This is a genomic window from Cryobacterium sp. CG_9.6 (assembly GCF_029893365.1).
Classification (GTDB): domain Bacteria; phylum Actinomycetota; class Actinomycetes; order Actinomycetales; family Microbacteriaceae; genus Cryobacterium.
On the sequence record NZ_JARXUZ010000001.1, the window covers coordinates 2,499,715 to 2,516,635 of the forward strand.

Annotated in this window: 13 protein-coding genes; 6 read left to right on the forward strand and 7 right to left on the reverse strand. The window is 62.1% G+C overall.

Translation table 11 applies throughout. The features are described 5' to 3' along the window. Nucleotides 1-46 precede the first annotated feature (46 nt). The 4 genes from chvE to araB all read right to left on the reverse strand — a co-directional run bounded on the left by chvE (nucleotide 47) and on the right by araB (nucleotide 5,206). A complete protein-coding gene (gene chvE / locus H4V99_RS11545) occupies nucleotides 47-1,180 on the reverse strand; it encodes a multiple monosaccharide ABC transporter substrate-binding protein (protein ID WP_280678410.1) in 1,134 nt (377 codons plus the stop codon). An 82-nt stretch (nucleotides 1,181-1,262) separates the two neighbouring features. Continuing rightward, on the reverse strand, nucleotides 1,263-2,780 hold the full coding sequence (gene araA / locus H4V99_RS11550; RefSeq protein WP_280678412.1) for an L-arabinose isomerase: 1,518 nt from the start codon (nucleotides 2,778-2,780) through the stop codon (nucleotides 1,263-1,265). A 3-nt stretch (nucleotides 2,781-2,783) separates the two neighbouring features. Then, complete coding sequence (locus H4V99_RS11555; protein ID WP_280678414.1) at nucleotides 2,784-3,491, reverse strand: L-ribulose-5-phosphate 4-epimerase; 708 nt, start codon at nucleotides 3,489-3,491, stop codon at nucleotides 2,784-2,786. Further along, nucleotides 3,488-5,206 carry a ribulokinase gene (gene araB, locus H4V99_RS11560; protein WP_280680097.1) on the reverse strand — a complete coding sequence of 573 codons (1,719 nt, stop codon included), beginning with the start codon at nucleotides 5,204-5,206 and terminating at the stop codon, nucleotides 3,488-3,490. Before araB ends, H4V99_RS11555 begins: the two co-directional genes overlap by 4 nt. Before the next feature lie 256 nt (nucleotides 5,207-5,462). Here araB and H4V99_RS11565 point away from each other — a divergent pair, with 256 nt between their 5' ends. Continuing rightward, nucleotides 5,463-6,461, forward strand: a complete 999-nt coding sequence (locus H4V99_RS11565; RefSeq protein ID WP_280678416.1) for a LacI family DNA-binding transcriptional regulator — start codon at nucleotides 5,463-5,465, stop codon at nucleotides 6,459-6,461. Nucleotides 6,462-6,472: 11 nt separating this feature from the next. Here H4V99_RS11565 and H4V99_RS11570 read toward each other — a convergent pair whose 3' ends face one another. Further along, a complete protein-coding gene (locus tag H4V99_RS11570; RefSeq protein ID WP_280678418.1) occupies nucleotides 6,473-7,021 on the reverse strand; it encodes a GNAT family N-acetyltransferase in 549 nt (182 codons plus the stop codon). A 186-nt stretch (nucleotides 7,022-7,207) separates the two neighbouring features. Further along, nucleotides 7,208-8,209, reverse strand: coding sequence for a hypothetical protein (locus H4V99_RS11575; protein WP_280678420.1), 1,002 nt, complete (start codon nucleotides 8,207-8,209; stop codon nucleotides 7,208-7,210). Between the two features lie 197 nt (nucleotides 8,210-8,406). Between H4V99_RS11575 and H4V99_RS11580 the strand changes: the two genes are divergently transcribed. The 5 genes from H4V99_RS11580 (at nucleotide 8,407) to H4V99_RS11600 (ending at nucleotide 15,846) form a co-directional block, all read left to right on the forward strand. Further along, nucleotides 8,407-9,639 (forward strand): glycosyltransferase, encoded by a 1,233-nt coding sequence (locus H4V99_RS11580; protein WP_280678422.1) that lies wholly within the window; start codon nucleotides 8,407-8,409, stop codon nucleotides 9,637-9,639. Then, nucleotides 9,636-10,406, forward strand: a complete 771-nt coding sequence (locus H4V99_RS11585; protein WP_280678424.1) for a PIG-L family deacetylase — start codon at nucleotides 9,636-9,638, stop codon at nucleotides 10,404-10,406. The genes H4V99_RS11580 and H4V99_RS11585 overlap by 4 nt, the downstream gene beginning before the upstream one ends. Nucleotides 10,407-10,489: 83 nt before the next feature. After that, nucleotides 10,490-10,921: a universal stress protein gene (locus H4V99_RS11590; RefSeq protein WP_280678426.1), complete on the forward strand. Its 432-nt coding sequence runs from the start codon at nucleotides 10,490-10,492 to the stop codon at nucleotides 10,919-10,921. After that, nucleotides 10,921-12,393, forward strand: coding sequence for an alanine/glycine:cation symporter family protein (locus H4V99_RS11595; RefSeq protein WP_280678428.1), 1,473 nt, complete (start codon nucleotides 10,921-10,923; stop codon nucleotides 12,391-12,393). The genes H4V99_RS11590 and H4V99_RS11595 overlap by 1 nt, the downstream gene beginning before the upstream one ends. A gap of 168 nt (nucleotides 12,394-12,561) precedes the next feature. Then, nucleotides 12,562-15,846, forward strand: coding sequence for a DUF4082 domain-containing protein (locus H4V99_RS11600; RefSeq protein ID WP_280678431.1), 3,285 nt, complete (start codon nucleotides 12,562-12,564; stop codon nucleotides 15,844-15,846). 50 nt (nucleotides 15,847-15,896) lie between these two features. Here the strand turns inward: H4V99_RS11600 and H4V99_RS11605 are convergent, their stop codons facing one another. Then, nucleotides 15,897-16,709, reverse strand: a complete 813-nt coding sequence (locus tag H4V99_RS11605) for a gamma-glutamyl-gamma-aminobutyrate hydrolase family protein (RefSeq protein WP_280678433.1) — start codon at nucleotides 16,707-16,709, stop codon at nucleotides 15,897-15,899. Between the last annotated feature and the right edge of the window lie 212 nt (nucleotides 16,710-16,921).

Sequence of the window (16,921 nt, forward strand, 5' to 3'; positions counted from 1 at the left end):
GTGAAAGGCAGTGGCGGCGGGGGCGCCGCCACTGCCGGTGTCGTACCTACTTGAGGTCGTCTTCGGTGAAGTAGCCGGTGTCGACGAGCAGGGACTGGTAGTTGTCGATCGTGACAACCTGAGGCGCGAACAGGAAGGTCGGAACAACCTTGACCTTGTTGTCGTAGCTCGTGGTGTCGTTGACCTCCGGAGTGCGACCGTTCAGCAGGTCATCAGCCATCTTCACGGCCTCGTCACCAAGCTGGCGCGTGTCCTTGTAGATGGTGGAGTACTGCTGGCCGGCAATGATCGACTTCACCGAGGCCGCTTCCGCGTCCTGACCGGTGATGATTGGCAGAGCATCGGTGGAGTAACCCGAACCCTCGAGCGCGGAAATGATACCGATCGAGATGCCGTCATAGGGCGAGAGAACGCCGTCGACCTTGCTGCCATCTGAGTACGTGCTGGCAATGAGGTCCTGCATGCGCTTCTGCGCCGTTGCCGGGTCCCAACGAAGGGTTGCCACCTGCGAGAAGCCAACCTGGCCACTCTTCACAACGACGACACCGCTGTCAATGAACGGCTGAAGGGTCTCCAGCGCACCATTGAAGAAGAACGTCGCGTTGTTGTCATCGGGGCTACCGGCGAAAAGCTCAACGTTGAACGGACCAGTGGCACCCGTCTCAGTACCGTCTGCGTCGAGAATGCCGAGCCCGGTGAGCAGGCTGGTTGCCTGCTGCACACCAACCTCATTGTTGTCGAAGGTGGTGTAGTAGTCCACGTTGGCGCTTCCGTTGATCAGTCGGTCATACGCAATGACCTTGACACCGGATGCCGCGGCCTGGTCCAGCTGATCGCTGAGAGCCGTACCGTCAATGGACGCAATGATGAGAATCTTGGCACCCTTGGTGAGCATGCCGCTGATCTGCTGAACCTGGGTGGGGATGTCGTCATCGGCGTACTCAAGGTCAACCTTGTAGCCGAGCTCCTCCAGAGAGGCCTTGACGGCGTCGCCGTCCTTGATCCAGCGCTCGCTGGTCTTGGTGGGCATGGCCACACCCACCAGCGCACCGGCGTTGCTGCCCGCAGCGGCTGCGTCAGTCGACGCTCCGCCACGAGTCGACGTGCCACCGGAGCAGGCCGCGAGGGAGAAGGCCAGTCCAACGGCGGCAATGCCGAGAAGGATCTTACGTGTTTTCACTGTGATGCCTTTCGTGATTCTGCGTCGGCTGTGACGCAGATGTTGTGGGGATGGAGAAAGGGAAAGGTGCTCGTGCATGTTGCTACAGGCCTTGAGCGAGTCGGTAATAGGCCTGGTTCCAACGCACCTCGCGTGTGAAATCACGCAGGGTGGTGGTCTTATCGATCACGAGAAGCTCGGTACGAGCAATCTCGGCGAAATCCTGGAATACCTCGATGCCGACAGCAGTCGACATCACGGTGTGGTGGGCAGCCCCGGCAGTGAGCCACGCGGCAGCCGACGTGGCGAGGTCGGGAGCGGGCTTCCACACCGCGCGCCCGACAGGCAGGTTGGGAAGCGGCTCTGGTGGCTCGACAACCTCGATAACGTTCGCAACCAGACGAAAGCGGTCGCGCATATCGGACATGGCCACGACCACGGCGGGACCGGCATCCGCTGTGAACACCAGACGTACCGGGTCCTCCTTGCCACCAATGCCCATCGGATGAATTTCGAGGGTGGGCCTGGCCGTGGTGAGGCTCGGACTGACCTCGAGCATGTGCGCACCGAGGATGAGTTCCTCGCCCGGAATGAGGTCGTAGGTGTAGTCCTCCATGAGGCTTGCACCACCGGGAAGGCCGGATCCCATCACGTTCGCGACGCGCACGAGGATGGCTGTTTTCCAGTCACCCTCGGCACCGAAACCGTAGCCCTCGGCCATCAGCCGCTGCACCGCAAGGCCGGGAAGCTGGCGAAGCTCACCAAGATCTTCGAAGCTCGTGGTGAACGCCCCAAAGCCGCCCTCTTCAAGAAACGAGCGCAGCCCGATTTCGATGGCGGCACCGTAACGAAGTGACTCGTGGCGAGCGCCACCCACACGGAGTTCCGGAACAACGTCGTAGAGCCGCTCATACTCGGCCACGAGCGCATCGATGGCGTCGTCGGAGGCCGCGTGCACGGCATCCGCCAGCTCGTTGACTCCCCAGGTGTTCACCTGCACACCAAAACGCAGTTCGGCCTCGGTCTTGTCACCCTCGGTCACTGCCACATAGCGCATATTGTCGCCAAAACGCGCGAGCTTGAGGCTGTGACTGGCGGCCCAGCCCGCGGCAGCACGCTGCCACGTACCCACCTGCGTCGTGACACTGGGGTGGGAGGCGTGACCCACCACGGTCTTGCGCACCACACCGAGGCGGGTCTGAATGTAGCCGAACTCACGGTCACCGTGAGCAGCCTGATTGAGGTTCATGAAGTCAAAGTCGATCTCGGCCCAGGGCAGCTCAACATTGGCCTGCGTGTGCAGGTGCAGCAACGGCTTGCGTAGGGTGTCCAGACCGGTGATCCACATCTTGGCCGGAGAGAACGTGTGCATCCACGCCACGACGCCAATGACGTGATCGGCGGCATTCACCTCAAGCGCCATGCGACGAATGGACTCGGAGTCCTTCAGAACGTCCTTCCACACCACCCGCACGGGGAGGTGAGCGGATGCGTCGAGAGTCTTCGCGATCTCCTGTGATTGCTCCGCAACCTGGCGCAGCGTCTCCTCGCCGTAGAGGTTCTGGCTTCCGGTGAGAAACCAGACCTCGAGGTGGTCGAGCGTGGTGGTGAGGGCAGACATGATTTAGAGCGCTCCTTGGGGTGCTTGTCCGTAGACGTTCTGGTATCGGTCGAAGAGCGCGTCAATCGCCACCTGCGGAATGCTGATGAGCGCACCACCCTGACGAGCGAGGTGAACGGTTCGCGCCACATCTTCGACCATCACGGCCGCCTTGACCGCGTCGCGAGCGTTCTTTCCGATGGTGAACGGACCGTGATTCTGCATGAGAACCGCACGACTGCGGTGTCCGCGAAGCGTCTCCACGATGCCGCGCCCAATCGACTCGTCACCGATGATCGCAAACGGACCCACCGGAATCGGCCCACCGAACTCATCGGCCATGGCCGTGATGACACAGGGAATCTCTTCGCCACGCGCCGCCCACGCCGTGGCATAGGTGGAGTGCGTGTGCACCACTCCCCCGATATCCACCATGTTGCGATACACGTACGCGTGAGCTGCCGTGTCGCTGGAGGGTGAACGATCACTGCCCGCCGTTCCGGGAACAACCGTGCCATCGAGGTGGCACAGGATCATGTTCTCGGGAGCAAGATTGTCATAGTCCACACCGGATGGCTTGATCACGAAGAGCTCGGTTCCCGGAACACGACCGGAGACGTTTCCTCCGGTCCACACCACGAGTTCATTACGACTGAGCTCGGCATGCAGGCTCGCAACCTCGACGCGAACCGCAGCAATGGCCTCTTCGGTGAGGCGGTCAAACGTGGTCAAGACAATACCCCCGTGGGTTCTGCCGCGCGAGTGGCGGCACGCTTGATCGCACGCAGACGGTGCATTACTTCGTTGACGCCCTGACCGAAGTAGTCGTGCAGTTCCTGATACTCCGCATAGAGCGCATCGTAGGCATCCGCTGCCTCGGTGTTCGGCGTATACACGGCACGGTTCACCTTGCCCATGCTCGCCGCAGCATCACGAATGGTGTCGTAGGCCCCCGCAGCGACGGCAGCGTGAATGGCCGACCCGAGAGCCGGACCCTGCTCACTGGCAATGGTGGAGATCGGCAAACGCAGAATGTCGGAGTAGGTCTGCATCAGATGCCGGTTTTTCAGCAGGCCACCGGCCACGATGAATTCGGTCACCGGAACACCGCTGTCGTTGAACGTCTCCACGATCGTGCGCGTGCCAAAAGCCGTGGCTTCGAGCAGCGCGCGATACACCTCTTCGGTGCGCGTCGTGAGCGTCATGCCCAGAACCAGCCCGGAGAGTTCATGGTCAACAAGCACGGAGCGGTTGCCACTGTGCCAGTCGAGAGCCACCAGCCCGTGATCGCCCACCGGACGCTCGTAGGCCAGATTGGTGAGGTACTGGTGAACACTGAGGCCGAGGGCATCCGCTTTCTCAGAGTAGGCAGCCGGAACCTGGTTCTTCACGTACCAGGCAAAGATATCGCCCACACCCGACTGGCCAGCCTCATAGCCATACAGACCAGAAACAATGCCACCGTCGACAACACCACACATGCCCGGCACCTCGGCGAGGTGGTCAGAGTTCATGACGTGACAGGTACTCGTACCCATGATTGCCACCATTTGACCGGGCTCGGTGGCCTGCGCAGCCGGCGCTGTTACGTGGGCGTCCACATTGCCCACAGCTACCGCAATTCCCTCGGGTAAACCGGTCCAGGCGGCAGCCTCGGCGCTGAGCGTGCCAGCGGATGCGCCGAGCTGACCAATCTCGTGCTCCAGCTTCTCGGTCACAAACGAAGCGAAGTCGGGGTTCAGGGCACCGAGGAAGTCACTGCTCGGGTATTCACCGTCCTGCCAGATGCCCTTGTATCCCGCTGTGCAGGCATTGCGCGCATAGCGACCGGTGAGCTGCCAGACGATCCAGTCGGCAGCTTCCACCCAGTTCTCCATGCGGTGGTACACAGCCGGTGCCTCTTCCAGCAGCTGAAGACCCTTCGCGAATTCCCACTCGCTCGAGATGAGGCCGCCGTAACGCGGAAGCCAGGACTCGTTGCGCTCGAACGCCAGGTCGTTGATGCGGTCGGCGTGCGGCTGGGCCGAGTGGTGACGCCAGAGCTTCACGTAGGCGTGCGGTTCATCGGCGTACGCGGGCAGCTCGTTCAGCGGTGTGCCATCACCGATCGTGGGAACCATGGTGCAGGCCGTGAAGTCGGTGCCGATGCCAATGACCTGGGCCGGATCGATGCCGGCATTCGCCACCGCAGCGGGTACGGCACTCTTCAGCACATCGACATAGTCGGACGGAACCTGAAGGGCCCAGTCGGGAGCCAAGGAAATGGGGGTACCCGCCTCTGCCAACGGACCGCTCGTGAGCCGGGTATCCATCACGGCATGCGCATAGTCCAGCGATGCCGACCCGAGTTCAACACCGTCCGACACCCGCACCACAACAGCCCGACCGGAAAGCGTGCCGTAGTCAACGCCGATTACGTATCGTTCAGCCACGGAGCGCTCGGCCACGTCACGCTCAGAGGCGGCTGCTGACTGCGGCAAACCGTGGGTGCTGCTCACTGTGAAGACTCCTTCGTCAGGGTGGTGCTCGTGCTGCGATCCTCATGCCGGACTGCTGTTTTACAACGTTGTAGAAAACTAGCACTCGCTGTCGAGTTAATCCACACATCCCACTCACATTTCTTGGATTCAGAGCTAGAATTCGGATTATTACAACGCTGTAGAACGCTAGAGCGTCCATTCGTTACCAACCCGTGAGGATCCCATGGCCGCAACACTGTCTGACGTGGCCAAAATCGCCGACGTCTCCATCAAGACTGTGTCCAATGTGATCCACGACTATCCGCACGTTCGACCCGAAACCAAGCGGCGCGTGCTGGAAGCAATCGCCAAAGTCAATTACCGACCCAACCTCAACGCCCGCAATCTCCGAACCGGACGCACGGGCGTCATTGGCCTCATCATTCCCACCCTGCGAAACCCCTACTTCGCTGAACTGGCCGAGGCCGTGATCGACGTGGCGGACCATCATGGAATCTCCGTGCTGATCGAACAGTCCAACCCCCGAGACGGTGACCATCCCGAGCGTGCAGCCAAGACGCAGCTCGTGGACGGTGTGCTCTTCAGCTCACTGGGACCCGGCCGCGAAGATGCCGGTCTCTACGCCCAGGTCGCCTCCGCCACGGGACGACGCGATGCCAACCAGCCTGCCGACCATGTGACCATGCGCAACACCGACGCCGTGCGTGCAGCCACCACGCACCTTATCGAGCGCGGGTGCACCCGAATCGCAGCCCTCGGTACGCGGCCAGGGGATGTGTCTGGCACCGCGAGTCTGCGATTACTCGGCTACCAGCAGGCGTTGGTGGACGCCGGGATTCCGCTCGACGACACTCTGCTGCGTACGGCCGAGACGTGGACCCGGTTTCATGGAGCGGCCGCCACCCGGACGATGCTCGACGAAGGCGTCATGTTTGACGGCATCGTTGCGTTCAACGATTCGCTCGCCCTCGGAGCCATTCGCGTGCTCGGCCAGGCCGGAATCCGCATTCCCGACGACGTCTGCGTCGTAGGCTTCGATGATCTCGACGAGTCGCGCTACTCCTTACCGGCACTCACCACCATCAGTCCCGGACGGGAACAAATTGCGGCCCGCGCCGTCGAGATGCTCCTCGAGCGCATCGAGGCACGCGATGAACCCATCGCACCACGCGACTTTATGGTGCCGTTCTCGCTCATCGTGCGCGAGTCAACCCGCGCCTGAACCGGTCGCTGTCACACGGGCGCCGCGAGAAGGGCAACAACAACCGTGTCGCCCTTTGTCGACTGCTCGCCAATGGTCGTGAACCCGAGACGGGAGTGAAAAGCGAGCGACCGCGGGTTGGGCGGAAAGGTATTGACCTCACAGAACACCTCGGCTGCCTGAGCTTTCCGCGCCGCCTCGAACACCGAGCCGTACAACACCTGACCAAGGCCGCCGCTTCGCGCCGTCGGTGCCACCACAATACGGTCCACGTAGAGAAAATCGTTCGACCTGGCCCCGAACCAACGGTAGTTCTCGCTGGCATACTCGGCACGGGGAGCAAAACCAATCACAAAACCCAGCACGGTGGCCGGGTCAGCAGTGGATGTGACAACAACCGAATGGGCAGCGGATGCCACCAGTGCAGCCAGCGCATCGGCATCAAGCTCATTGACGGCCGGCACCGCCTCGTTGTTGAGCGTGAGCACCTGTGGCAAGTCGAGAGCGCCAAGAGCGCGAACCGAATACATCATGTCCTCCACGATACCCACCAGAACGACACCAAGCGGGACCGGGGACACAAGATGTCCACCGATCCCGCCTCACGCTATTCGTCCTCTAAAGGGGTGTCCGCGGCACGAGTGCCATCAGGATTGAGGCGAATCTCGCGCGGCCGAGCCGCACGCATCTGCTCCTCGGTCCAGTCTGGAGAATCACTGCTCAGGCGCTGCCGAGCCACACCGTCTGGTGCGTCCTGCGGATCTGGCTTAGGCGGCGGCTGCTGCATAGGTGTTCGCTATCACTGAACCCCAGTATGGCCCGAACATGGTGTTCTGAATGTTGCTGTAGCCAAAGCTGTTCACGGAGTTCTGCAGACCGGTCGAACCACTTCCAATAAACCAGGGTCCACCTGACGAACCACCCGTCATGTTGCAGGGAATGCCCTGCGACTCAGACTGGGCGTACGGGTCATCGGTCGCCGTGCCATAGCAGGATTCCAGCGTCTCGCCGTTGAACGGCGCTGCAGCCGGGTAACCGTAGGCCGAGTAGGTGAGTCCACGACTGTTGTTGAACGACGCACCCGATGCCCCGACGGTGTCACTCAGGCTCGTTCCGGTGGGAGACGCAACAACGGCAAAACCGGTGTCGTAGGTGATGTCGCCGCCCGACGCCCACTGCGTCGGAGCATAGAGCTCTGTGGCGCTCCACTGACCAAACGGTGCCGCACCATTGTCGTACGCCGGAACGAAGGTGAACTTGGTGGCGAACGCGCCGGGTCCCTCATTCACGCAGTGACCGGCTGTCACGACCGTGGACTCATTGGCCGCCGCAATGGCGTTACCGGAACACACGTAGTTGGCGCCGCCCAGAGTGAAGAAGACCTTGCCGATGTTGGAAATCGTCGTGGCCTGCGCAGCCGTGGGTGCAGCCTGCGGAACTGCCTTCTGCTTGGCGACGGACTTCTGTGGACCAACCCGCACGTCCGTTGCACGAGCGGATGCGACGTTGTCGGACACGAGGACATCACCCGGAATTGCCGCCCTCATCCGTTCGGGTGTCCAGTAGCTTGCACCACCCTCCTGGAACTGGGGAACAACCCAGCGCGTCACATCCGCTGAGTCTGCACCGGTTGCCGCGTTCGCCGCCCCGGCCGAAACGAGCCCCCCGGTCAGACATAGAGCCCCGACCGCCAGCGCGGCGAGCGCACCGGATCTGATCCGGCCAAGCTTTGTTGACTTACCTGTATTGACTGACGTACCTGTGATCATGGTTTTCACTCCAGTATCAATAGCGTCTACCGGGCCCAATTTGCCGGTAGTAGTAGATCGATCATGGCCTTAAAAACGCTCTGTCTACCCCAGTCTGTGATTCCCCCGAAATATTCTGTGGTTTCCGACAGAACGTGGTCGGCTGGCCAGCCGGCTGCTATCCCGGGCGGATGCGAGCCTGCTTGCGTTAAGATTTCATGGTGCCCTCCGTATCGACATCCCTCCACATTGCGCTCGTGTCCCTGCACACCTCTCCGGGCGCCGAGCCAGGATCCGGTGACGCTGGCGGCATGAACGTGGTGGTGCGCAACCAGGCGGAGGCGCTGGCTGCCGCCGGACACACCGTGGAGATCCTCACCCGGCGTTCCTCCCCCGAAATAGCCCGCAAGGTTCAGCTGCACCCCCGAGTGACGCTTCGCTTTCTCGACGCCGGCCCCGCAGCCCCGGTACCTAAAGGTGACCACGAAGACTTCATCGACGCCTTTCGTCAACGCATGTCGACCCTGGGTCCCTACGACGTCATCCACTCCCATCACTGGTTCTCCGGTATGGCAGCCCTTCCCCTCGCCCGCGAACTGTCAACACCCCATGTGCAGAGCTTCCACAGCATTGCCGCCGAGGAGTCGACCCCGCTCTCGGCCGGCGAACGACCGGAATCACCCGGAAGGATGGCCGGGGAAGCCTGGTTAGCACGAGAATCTGATGCCATCGTCGCCATCAGCGAAGCCGAAGCCGAAACCGTCCTGCGACGGCTCGGCGGCTCGGCAGCACGCATTGAGATCGTGCCACCCGGCGTTGACAGCGCTCTCTTCCGCCCGGCGAAACACCTCACCCGCTCTGGCCGCGGCTATGCCCTCGTTGCTGCACGCCTGCAGCCTCTCAAAGGACTCGACCTCGCGATTGAAGCCATAGCTGCCATTCCCGAGCCGATTCGCCCCGACCTGATCATCGCCGGCGACGCCTCAAGTGACTTTGACGGATATGTCGACGAACTACGCGCACTGGCCGCGCGGCACGGCATCGAAAACATCGTGCGCTTTGTCGGCCCCCAGAACCGCGCGAAGCTCGCCGTGCTGTTTCGCGAGGCCCGAGTCGTACTCGTACCCTCGCACTCCGAGACCTACGGACTCGTAGCCCTTGAAGCAGCCGCGAGCGGCGTTCCCGTCGTGGCCGCGGCATCCGGTGGACTGCGTGAAGCCGTGATTCACGGCACAACCGGCGTCGTTCTCGAATCGAGGGATCCACTGGTGTGGGCCACGTACCTGAGCCAGGTGCTCTCCGACCACGAATTTGCCCAGCAGCTGTCCGTGGCCGCACGCGAGCGCGCCGAACACCTGAACTGGCCCCGATCGGCTCAGAAACTGCTCGCCGTCTACCGCTCCCTCGTCGTTCCCGGCTCCGGATGTCGACACGAGCTCGCCATCGCATGAGCATTCTCGACACCGTCACGTCGGTTTTGCTCGTGCACGCACACCCGGATGACGAGACCATTACCACCGGGGCACTGATAGCCGAACTCGTGGCACGCGGCATTCGAGTGTTCCTCCTCACCGCCACCCGCGGCGAGCGTGGCGAGGTCGTTGCGGGACCACTCTCTGCACTGGAAGGAACAGATGCCCTAAGCCGCGAACGCGAACATGAACTGGACGGCGCGACACGAGCCCTCGGTCTCAATGAGAGGTTCTGGCTCGGCGAAGCGCCGGCCCGAGCCACGGGACTGGCACCCAGACGCTACCAAGACTCGGGCATGACGTGGATTCGGCCGGGCCTCGCCGGACCTGCCCTCGACAGTGACGATACTGCCCTGGTTCGGGCTCCCCTTTCCGAGGTAACGGCCGACCTGTCGGCCCTTCTGATCCACCTGCGCCCGTCGCTTGTGATCAGCTACGACGATGGCGGCGGCTACGGGCATCCCGATCATGTGCGCATGCACCGGGTCACCCGCACCGCAGCGCGCGCCACAGACGTTCCGTTTGCCGAGATTGTGCCCGACCGCACCCGAGCAGCGGAGTGGTTTGACCTTGACCAGCACCACGCCACGGTCGCCGCCGCACTTCGCTGCCACGCCAGCCAGCTCACCGTGCACGGTTCCCACATCGTGCATTCGGGTGGGCAGCGAGAGGCGATCATCACGTCGGTTGGTCTCTCACTCGTGGAGCAACAAGCCACCTCACCGACGACAGCAGCAGACCCCTAATTGGGGTCTGGGCCTCACTGCGCTTAGGGTTACGTCACACGAGGTTCTGTCGGCCCGACGACACAACCGCCGAAGGGGAAACGATGACGTCTTTACTCGTAGGTATCGATCGCAGCGAATCAAGCAAGCGAGCCGTGGCATTTGCCTGTCAGCTGGCCGACGAATCGGGAGCAACGGTGCATATTGTGCACGTGATTCCCTGGTCGCCGTACTCATTCAGTAGCCCGTCCGAGAATGAGCATCGCTCCGCCAACAAGGCGCAGGAGATTGCCGCCGCCGAACTGCAGATCATTCAGCCGGCCCTCGCCGTGGCTCAGGAGTTTTCGATCACCCCCACCTCAACCGTGGTGCACGGAAGTCCTGCTGACCAGCTCGTGAAGATCGCCGCGCGGGCGCTGGCGTCCCAGATTATTGTAGGCCGCACCGGAGACTCCCGACTCAAGCAGGTTCTCTTCGGGAGCACCCCGGTGCGCCTCATTCAGGTCTCCACTACCCCGGTGACGGTGGTCCCGTGATGCGCACGAGCATTGACAGCGCAATTAGCGCTGCCTTCACGCCCATTGCCGACTTCATCAGCGGCATCATCTTTTACTCGATCAAAATCGGTGACCCCGAGTCCCTCGCCTACATGGAGATTCCCATCATTGTGATGTGGCTCGTCCTCGCGGCTCTCTTCTTCACCATCTACCTCAAGTTCCAAAACGTTCGGGGTGTGAAGCACGCCATTGATCTGGTGCGCGGACGCTATTCCGAACCAGCGGATGCCGGCGAAGTGTCACACTTTCAGGCACTCACCACGGCAATCTCCGGCACGGTCGGCCTCGGCAACATTGCCGGAGTGGCCGTTGCGGTCTCCATCGGTGGTCCCGGTGCCACCTTCTGGATGATCCTCGTTGGATTCCTCAGCATGAGCACCAAGATGGCCGAGTGCACCCTGGGCGTGAAGTATCGCATCGAGCGCCCCGACGGTTCCGTCTCTGGTGGCCCCATGTACTACCTCCGCGATGGCATGGCCGCCCTCGGCCGCCGTAAGCTGGGTCGTTTTCTCGCCGTACTCTTCGCACTGTTCTGCATCGGTGGTGCCATCGGCGGCGGAAACATGTTCCAGGCCAACCAGGCCACGAGCCAGATCATCAACGTCACGGGTGGCGCTGACGGCCCGCTCGGCAACTGGCGCTTCGTGATTGGTCTTGTCTTCGCCCTCGCCGTGGCCGCAGTCATCATTGGCGGCATCAAGTCCATCGCCAAGGTCACCGAGAAGATCGTGCCCGTCATGGCGGCGCTGTACATCATCGGCTGCCTCGCGGTGATCTTCACCAACTTCACGGCCATCCCCGATGCAATCAGTCAGATCTTCGCCGGAGCCTTCAACCCCGAAGGCATTACCGGCGGATTCGTCGGAGTCCTCATCCAGGGGTTTCAGCGTGCTGCATTCTCGAATGAAGCCGGCGTCGGCTCAGCCTCCATCGCACACTCCGCGGTCAAGACCAAGGAACCGGCCACGGAGGGTTTTGTGGCCCTGCTGGAACCCTTCATCGACACCGTTGTCATTTGCACCATGACCGCGCTTGCCATTGTCATCACCGGCACGTGGCGTGACCCGGACAGCGCAGCCGGCGTCGAAACCACCTCGGCCGCCTTCGAAACGGTGGCACCCTGGTTCCCCATTCTGCTGGCCGTTGCCGTGGTGCTCTTCGCGTTCTCCACCATGATCTCGTGGTCCTACTACGGCATGAAGGCCACGGGGTATCTGTTTAAGGACAGCCGCCGCGCCGAGCTCGGCTTCAAGATCGCGTTCTGTGTCTTCACGGTGATCGGAGCGTCTCTGTCGCTCGGCCCGGTCATCGCCTTCTCCGATGCAATGATCTTCGCTATGGCCATCCCCAATGTCATCGGCCTCTACTTCATGGCACGAGTGATTAGAAAAGAGATCTTCGGTTACCGCCAGAGGGTCCAGACCGGGGAATTCGCCATGGTGGACAAGTAGCGGATGCCCCGGGCGGCCTGAGCGGAAGCAAACGGGGCATCGACGATACAGCTGGGGACTAGTCACCGGGACCGAGTCGCTCTACTGTGGGTGAGAACTCAGATAACTCCTTACGCTGCGGATCGGGCCACATCGGAAGGCTGCCACCCCTGTGTCGTTGGAGAACCAATGCTCGGAGCCGCAACCACCAGCCCACCCTTCAAGCGCCGTCGCTTTATCAGTCGTCAATCCCTCAGGTACAAAGCGCTCGGACTCTTCACCGTCGCCGCCCTCCTTGCAATTGCCATCGCGCCTGCGCAAATGGAGACAGCACTTGCTGCCACGGCAGCGTGTGGGAATGCCACGGCATGCGAGAACGAACTCCCGGGAACACCCGCCGGCAACTGGGATGTGTCAGGAAATGGTGACGCGAGTATTCAGGGTTACGCCACGTCCATGAGCGTCAACGTCGGTCAGACCCAGACCTTCAAAATACTCACACCGGCTCGATCGTACCGCATCGATATCCTGCGACTGGGCTACTACCAGGGCAACGGAGCCCGCACGATCGTTTCAGGGATGCTCCCCACCGCGACCCTTCCGCAGTCCCAACCGGCTTGCCTCACGTTCTCCGCCACCGGGCTGATCGATTGCGGTAACTGGAGTGCGTCAGCGTCATGGGCCGTGCCAGCCGATGCCGTGTCGGGGGTGTACATCGCTCACCTGGTGCGCACGGACACGGGCGGTGCAAGCAACATTCCGTTCGTCGTGCGCAATGACGCGAGCACAAACGCGGTGGTATTTCAGACGTCCGACACCACCTGGCAGGCCTACAACAGCTACGGCGGCAATAGTCTCTACACGTGCAGCGTGGCCTGCCCTCCCGGGGAGCCCCGCTCCTACAAGGCCGCGTTCGCAGTGTCATACAACCGGCCGTTCAGTCCCGGTAGCCAAGGGCCAAACCAGCTGATGGACGCCGAATACCCGATGATCCGCTTCCTGGAGGCGAATGGGTACGACCTCACCTACCAAAGCGGCCTTGACACGTCGATCCGGGGCGATCTCCTGCGCAACCACCGCGTGTTTGTCTCGACCGGCCATGACGAATACTGGTCGGGCCCACAGCGCAGCAACGTGGAGGCAGCACGCAATGCGGGAGTGAACCTTGCCTTCTTCAGCGGAAATGAGATCTTCTGGAAGACGAGGTGGGAACCCAGCTATGCGGGGACCTCCACGGCCAACCGCACGCTCGTGAGCTACGAGGACACCCAATTCGACGCTCCCACCGACCCCGTGACTTGGACTGGTACGTGGCGTGACCCACGTTTTGGCACCGCGACAGGGGGAGGTAACCCGGAGAACGCACTGACTGGTCAGTATTTTCGTGTCAATAGTGGTTCGGCGGACATCCGGGTACCCGCGGCATATGCCTCGATGAGAATATGGCGAAACACAGCGGCAGCGACTCTCACCGGCACACAGTCGCTGACGCTGGGTTCTGGTCTCAATACCCTCGGCTACGAGTGGGACGTCGACTCCGATAACGGATTCCGACCGGCTGGCCTGTTCAAGCTCTCCTCCACCACCGTTTCGGTGCCGGAAGCATTCTCGGACTATGGTTCGACCGTTGCGCCAGCGACGCTGACCCACAACCTCACCATGTACCGCGCAGATAGCGGCGCGCTCGTGTTCGGTGCCGGCACCATTCAGTGGTCCTACGGACTGGATGGCTATACGACCCGCAGGCCCGCCGACGTCAACATGCAGCAGGCAACGATCAATATCTTCGCCGATATGGGTGCACAACCCGCCAGCCTTCAGTCTGGGCTCACCGCCGCAACCCCGTCAACGGACAAGACAGCGCCCACGTCCAGGATCACCTCGGGACTGAACGGGCAAACCATTGCGGACGGAACCTCGCTCACCATTTCTGGTACCGCGAGCGATACCGGCGGAGGCGTCGTTGCCGGCGTCGAGATCTCGACCGACTCAGGAACCACTTGGCACCCGACGACAGGCACAGCAAATTGGTCCTACACGTGGATCGTGCACGGGAGCCCGACCACCACGGTGCAGACACGCGCCGTTGACGACAGCGGAAACAAGGAAACCCCCGCTGCCGGGGCCAGCGTGAGCGTACCCTGCCCCTGTTCAATCTGGGGAACCAATGTTGTGCCGAGTACCGTGGACTCGGGAGACCCGGGAAGCGTGGAGCTGGGCCTCAAATTCACCTCCACGACGGCGGGCCAGGTGACGGGTGTGCGCTTCTACAAGGCTGCCGCCAACACCGGAACACATTCGGGAAGCCTGTGGTCGGCGAGCGGAACTCGACTAGCCACGGCGATCTTCTCCGGGGAAAGCGCGTCTGGCTGGCAAACGGTCACGTTTGCAAGCCCCGTAGCGATACTCGCCAACACCGTGTACGTGGTGTCGTACTTCGCGCCTTCGGGTCGCTATTCCCAAACAAACGGGTATCTCTACCCGAACCCTGCACCGATTCCCGCGGGTGGGTGGGTTGATAGTCCTCCCCTGCAAGCGCCGCGGAGCCTGCCGGGTGCGCCGAATGGAATGTACTCCTACGGGTCCACGAGCAGCTTTCCCACCAGTACATTCCGTGCCCAGAACTACTGGGTTGATGTGGTGTTCACCACCGGCGTTTCGACACCAACACCGCCCACCGTCGTGTCGACAACACCCACATCCGGGGCCACCGCCGTATCACCGACCGCAGCACTCACTGCGACCCTGAACCAATCGGTAACCGCGTCCACGGTGGCATTCGCCCTCACCAGAACCGGCGGAAGCGCCGTCACCGGAACCACCACGTACACCGCCGGCACCAACACGACAACGTTCACCCCGTCAGCGGCACTGACCAACGCCACCAGCTACACAGCCACGGTCAGTGGCGCCACCAACACTGCCGGACAGGCCATGTCCCCATACTCCTGGACATTCACCACCGCCGCCGCCACCGTTCCACCAACCTGTCCCTGCACCGTCTTCGCCTCCACCAGCACCCCCACCACCATCACCGCCAACGACTCCTCCGCCGTGGTGCTCGGCATGAAATTCCGCTCCGACGTGGCCGGCACCGTCACCGGCATCCGCTTCTACAAGGGAAGCAAGAACACCGGAACCCACACCGGAACCCTCTGGTCCGCCACCGGAACACAACTCTCCACCGTCACCTTCACCGGAGAAACCGCCTCAGGCTGGCAACAAGCCACCCTCGCCACGCCCGTAGCCATCAACGCCAACACCACCTACGTCGTCTCCTACTACGCACCCAACGGGTTCTACTCCGCAGACAGCAACTACTTCACCTCCGCCGCCGACAGCCCCCCGCTACACGGACTCGCATCCGGAACCGACGGACCCAACGGCCTCTACCGCTACGGCACCGGCGGATTCCCCACCTCAAGCTACCAAAACAGCAACTACTGGGTTGATGTGGTGTTCACCACCGGTTGAGGAGGACGGTAGGAAGAGCACGGTCGGAAGAGCACCGCGGCCCACGCTCTTTAGGCGGCGACGAGCTCGCGGTTCGGAAGAACAACTGCGATGCGGCTGCGAAGTGAGGCAAGCAAAAGCGGCAGCTGCTCGACTGGAGAGTCGGGTGCCTCCGGGTGCCACTGCACTCCGGTGATGGGGGCGCTCTCGTGTTCGAGCGCCTCAATGAGCCCGTCGGGAGCTACAGCCACGGGTACAAGACCGGCTCCAAGCTCGCCCACGCTCTGGTGGTGTGCACTCTGCACGAGAATCTGTGTGTCGCCAAGTCCGCGCGCGAGACCGCTCGCTGCCGTGAGTGTCACGCCGTGGGTCGAAAGGATCTGATCGACCGGCACATTGACGTTCTTGTGGATTCCATCTTCAATGTGCTGCACGATGGTGCCGCCGAGAGCCACATTGATGATCTGCAGGCCACGGCAAATACCCAGAAGCGGAGTGTTTTCCTCAAGCGCGCGTCGAACAAGTGCGATCTGGCCCTCGTCAGCCGCAGAAAAGTGGCGGGTTTCCCCCTCGTAACCAGCCGCCGCGCCATAGAAGCTGGGGGTGATGTCTTCGCCGCCCAGGATCACGATCGCATCAGCGTCCCGGGTGGCGTGAAGCAGCTGCGCCGGTGTGGTGTCCGCGGCAGCAATGCGGGTCACGTGCCAACCGGCCGAGAAACCATCATCAACAACACGTCCATTTAGCACCTGCACCTTGGCGTGATAGTCGGGACGGTCGGGACGGTTGGCCGTGACCTCGATCACAAACAGTCGCGGCGCAGCGTCATTTCTCTCCGACCGGTGTGCGTCGGACCGCATGTGTGTCGTGAACTGTTTCGTCATGGTGGCCTCCGCATCCAATTGGGTTTCCTGCTGTGTTTCCATTCTGGATGCGGACCGGAACCGTCGCGAATGCCCGCGTAACACAGGGCAACCTGACGCGCAGGTGCCAAGAAGAGTTCCAGCACCCGTTCAGACCCACTTCCTAGACTGACCGGTAGGCACGTCGTATGCTCGCCACGACAGCTGCCCACACAATTCGACCTCTACCTGCT

Coding starts and splice junctions, on each gene's coding strand:
- H4V99_RS11605 (WP_280678433.1), bottom strand. CDS start 16,709: ATGACGAAACAGTTCACGACACACATGCGGTCCGACGCACACCGGTCG.
- H4V99_RS11595 (WP_280678428.1), top strand. CDS start 10,921: ATGCGCACGAGCATTGACAGCGCAATTAGCGCTGCCTTCACGCCCATT.
- H4V99_RS11600 (WP_280678431.1), top strand. CDS start 12,562: ATGCTCGGAGCCGCAACCACCAGCCCACCCTTCAAGCGCCGTCGCTTT.
- H4V99_RS11575 (WP_280678420.1), bottom strand. CDS start 8,209: ATGATCACAGGTACGTCAGTCAATACAGGTAAGTCAACAAAGCTTGGC.
- H4V99_RS11590 (WP_280678426.1), top strand. CDS start 10,490: ATGACGTCTTTACTCGTAGGTATCGATCGCAGCGAATCAAGCAAGCGA.
- H4V99_RS11565 (WP_280678416.1), top strand. CDS start 5,463: ATGGCCGCAACACTGTCTGACGTGGCCAAAATCGCCGACGTCTCCATC.
- H4V99_RS11580 (WP_280678422.1), top strand. CDS start 8,407: ATGGTGCCCTCCGTATCGACATCCCTCCACATTGCGCTCGTGTCCCTG.
- H4V99_RS11585 (WP_280678424.1), top strand. CDS start 9,636: ATGAGCATTCTCGACACCGTCACGTCGGTTTTGCTCGTGCACGCACAC.
- araA (WP_280678412.1), bottom strand. CDS start 2,780: ATGTCTGCCCTCACCACCACGCTCGACCACCTCGAGGTCTGGTTTCTC.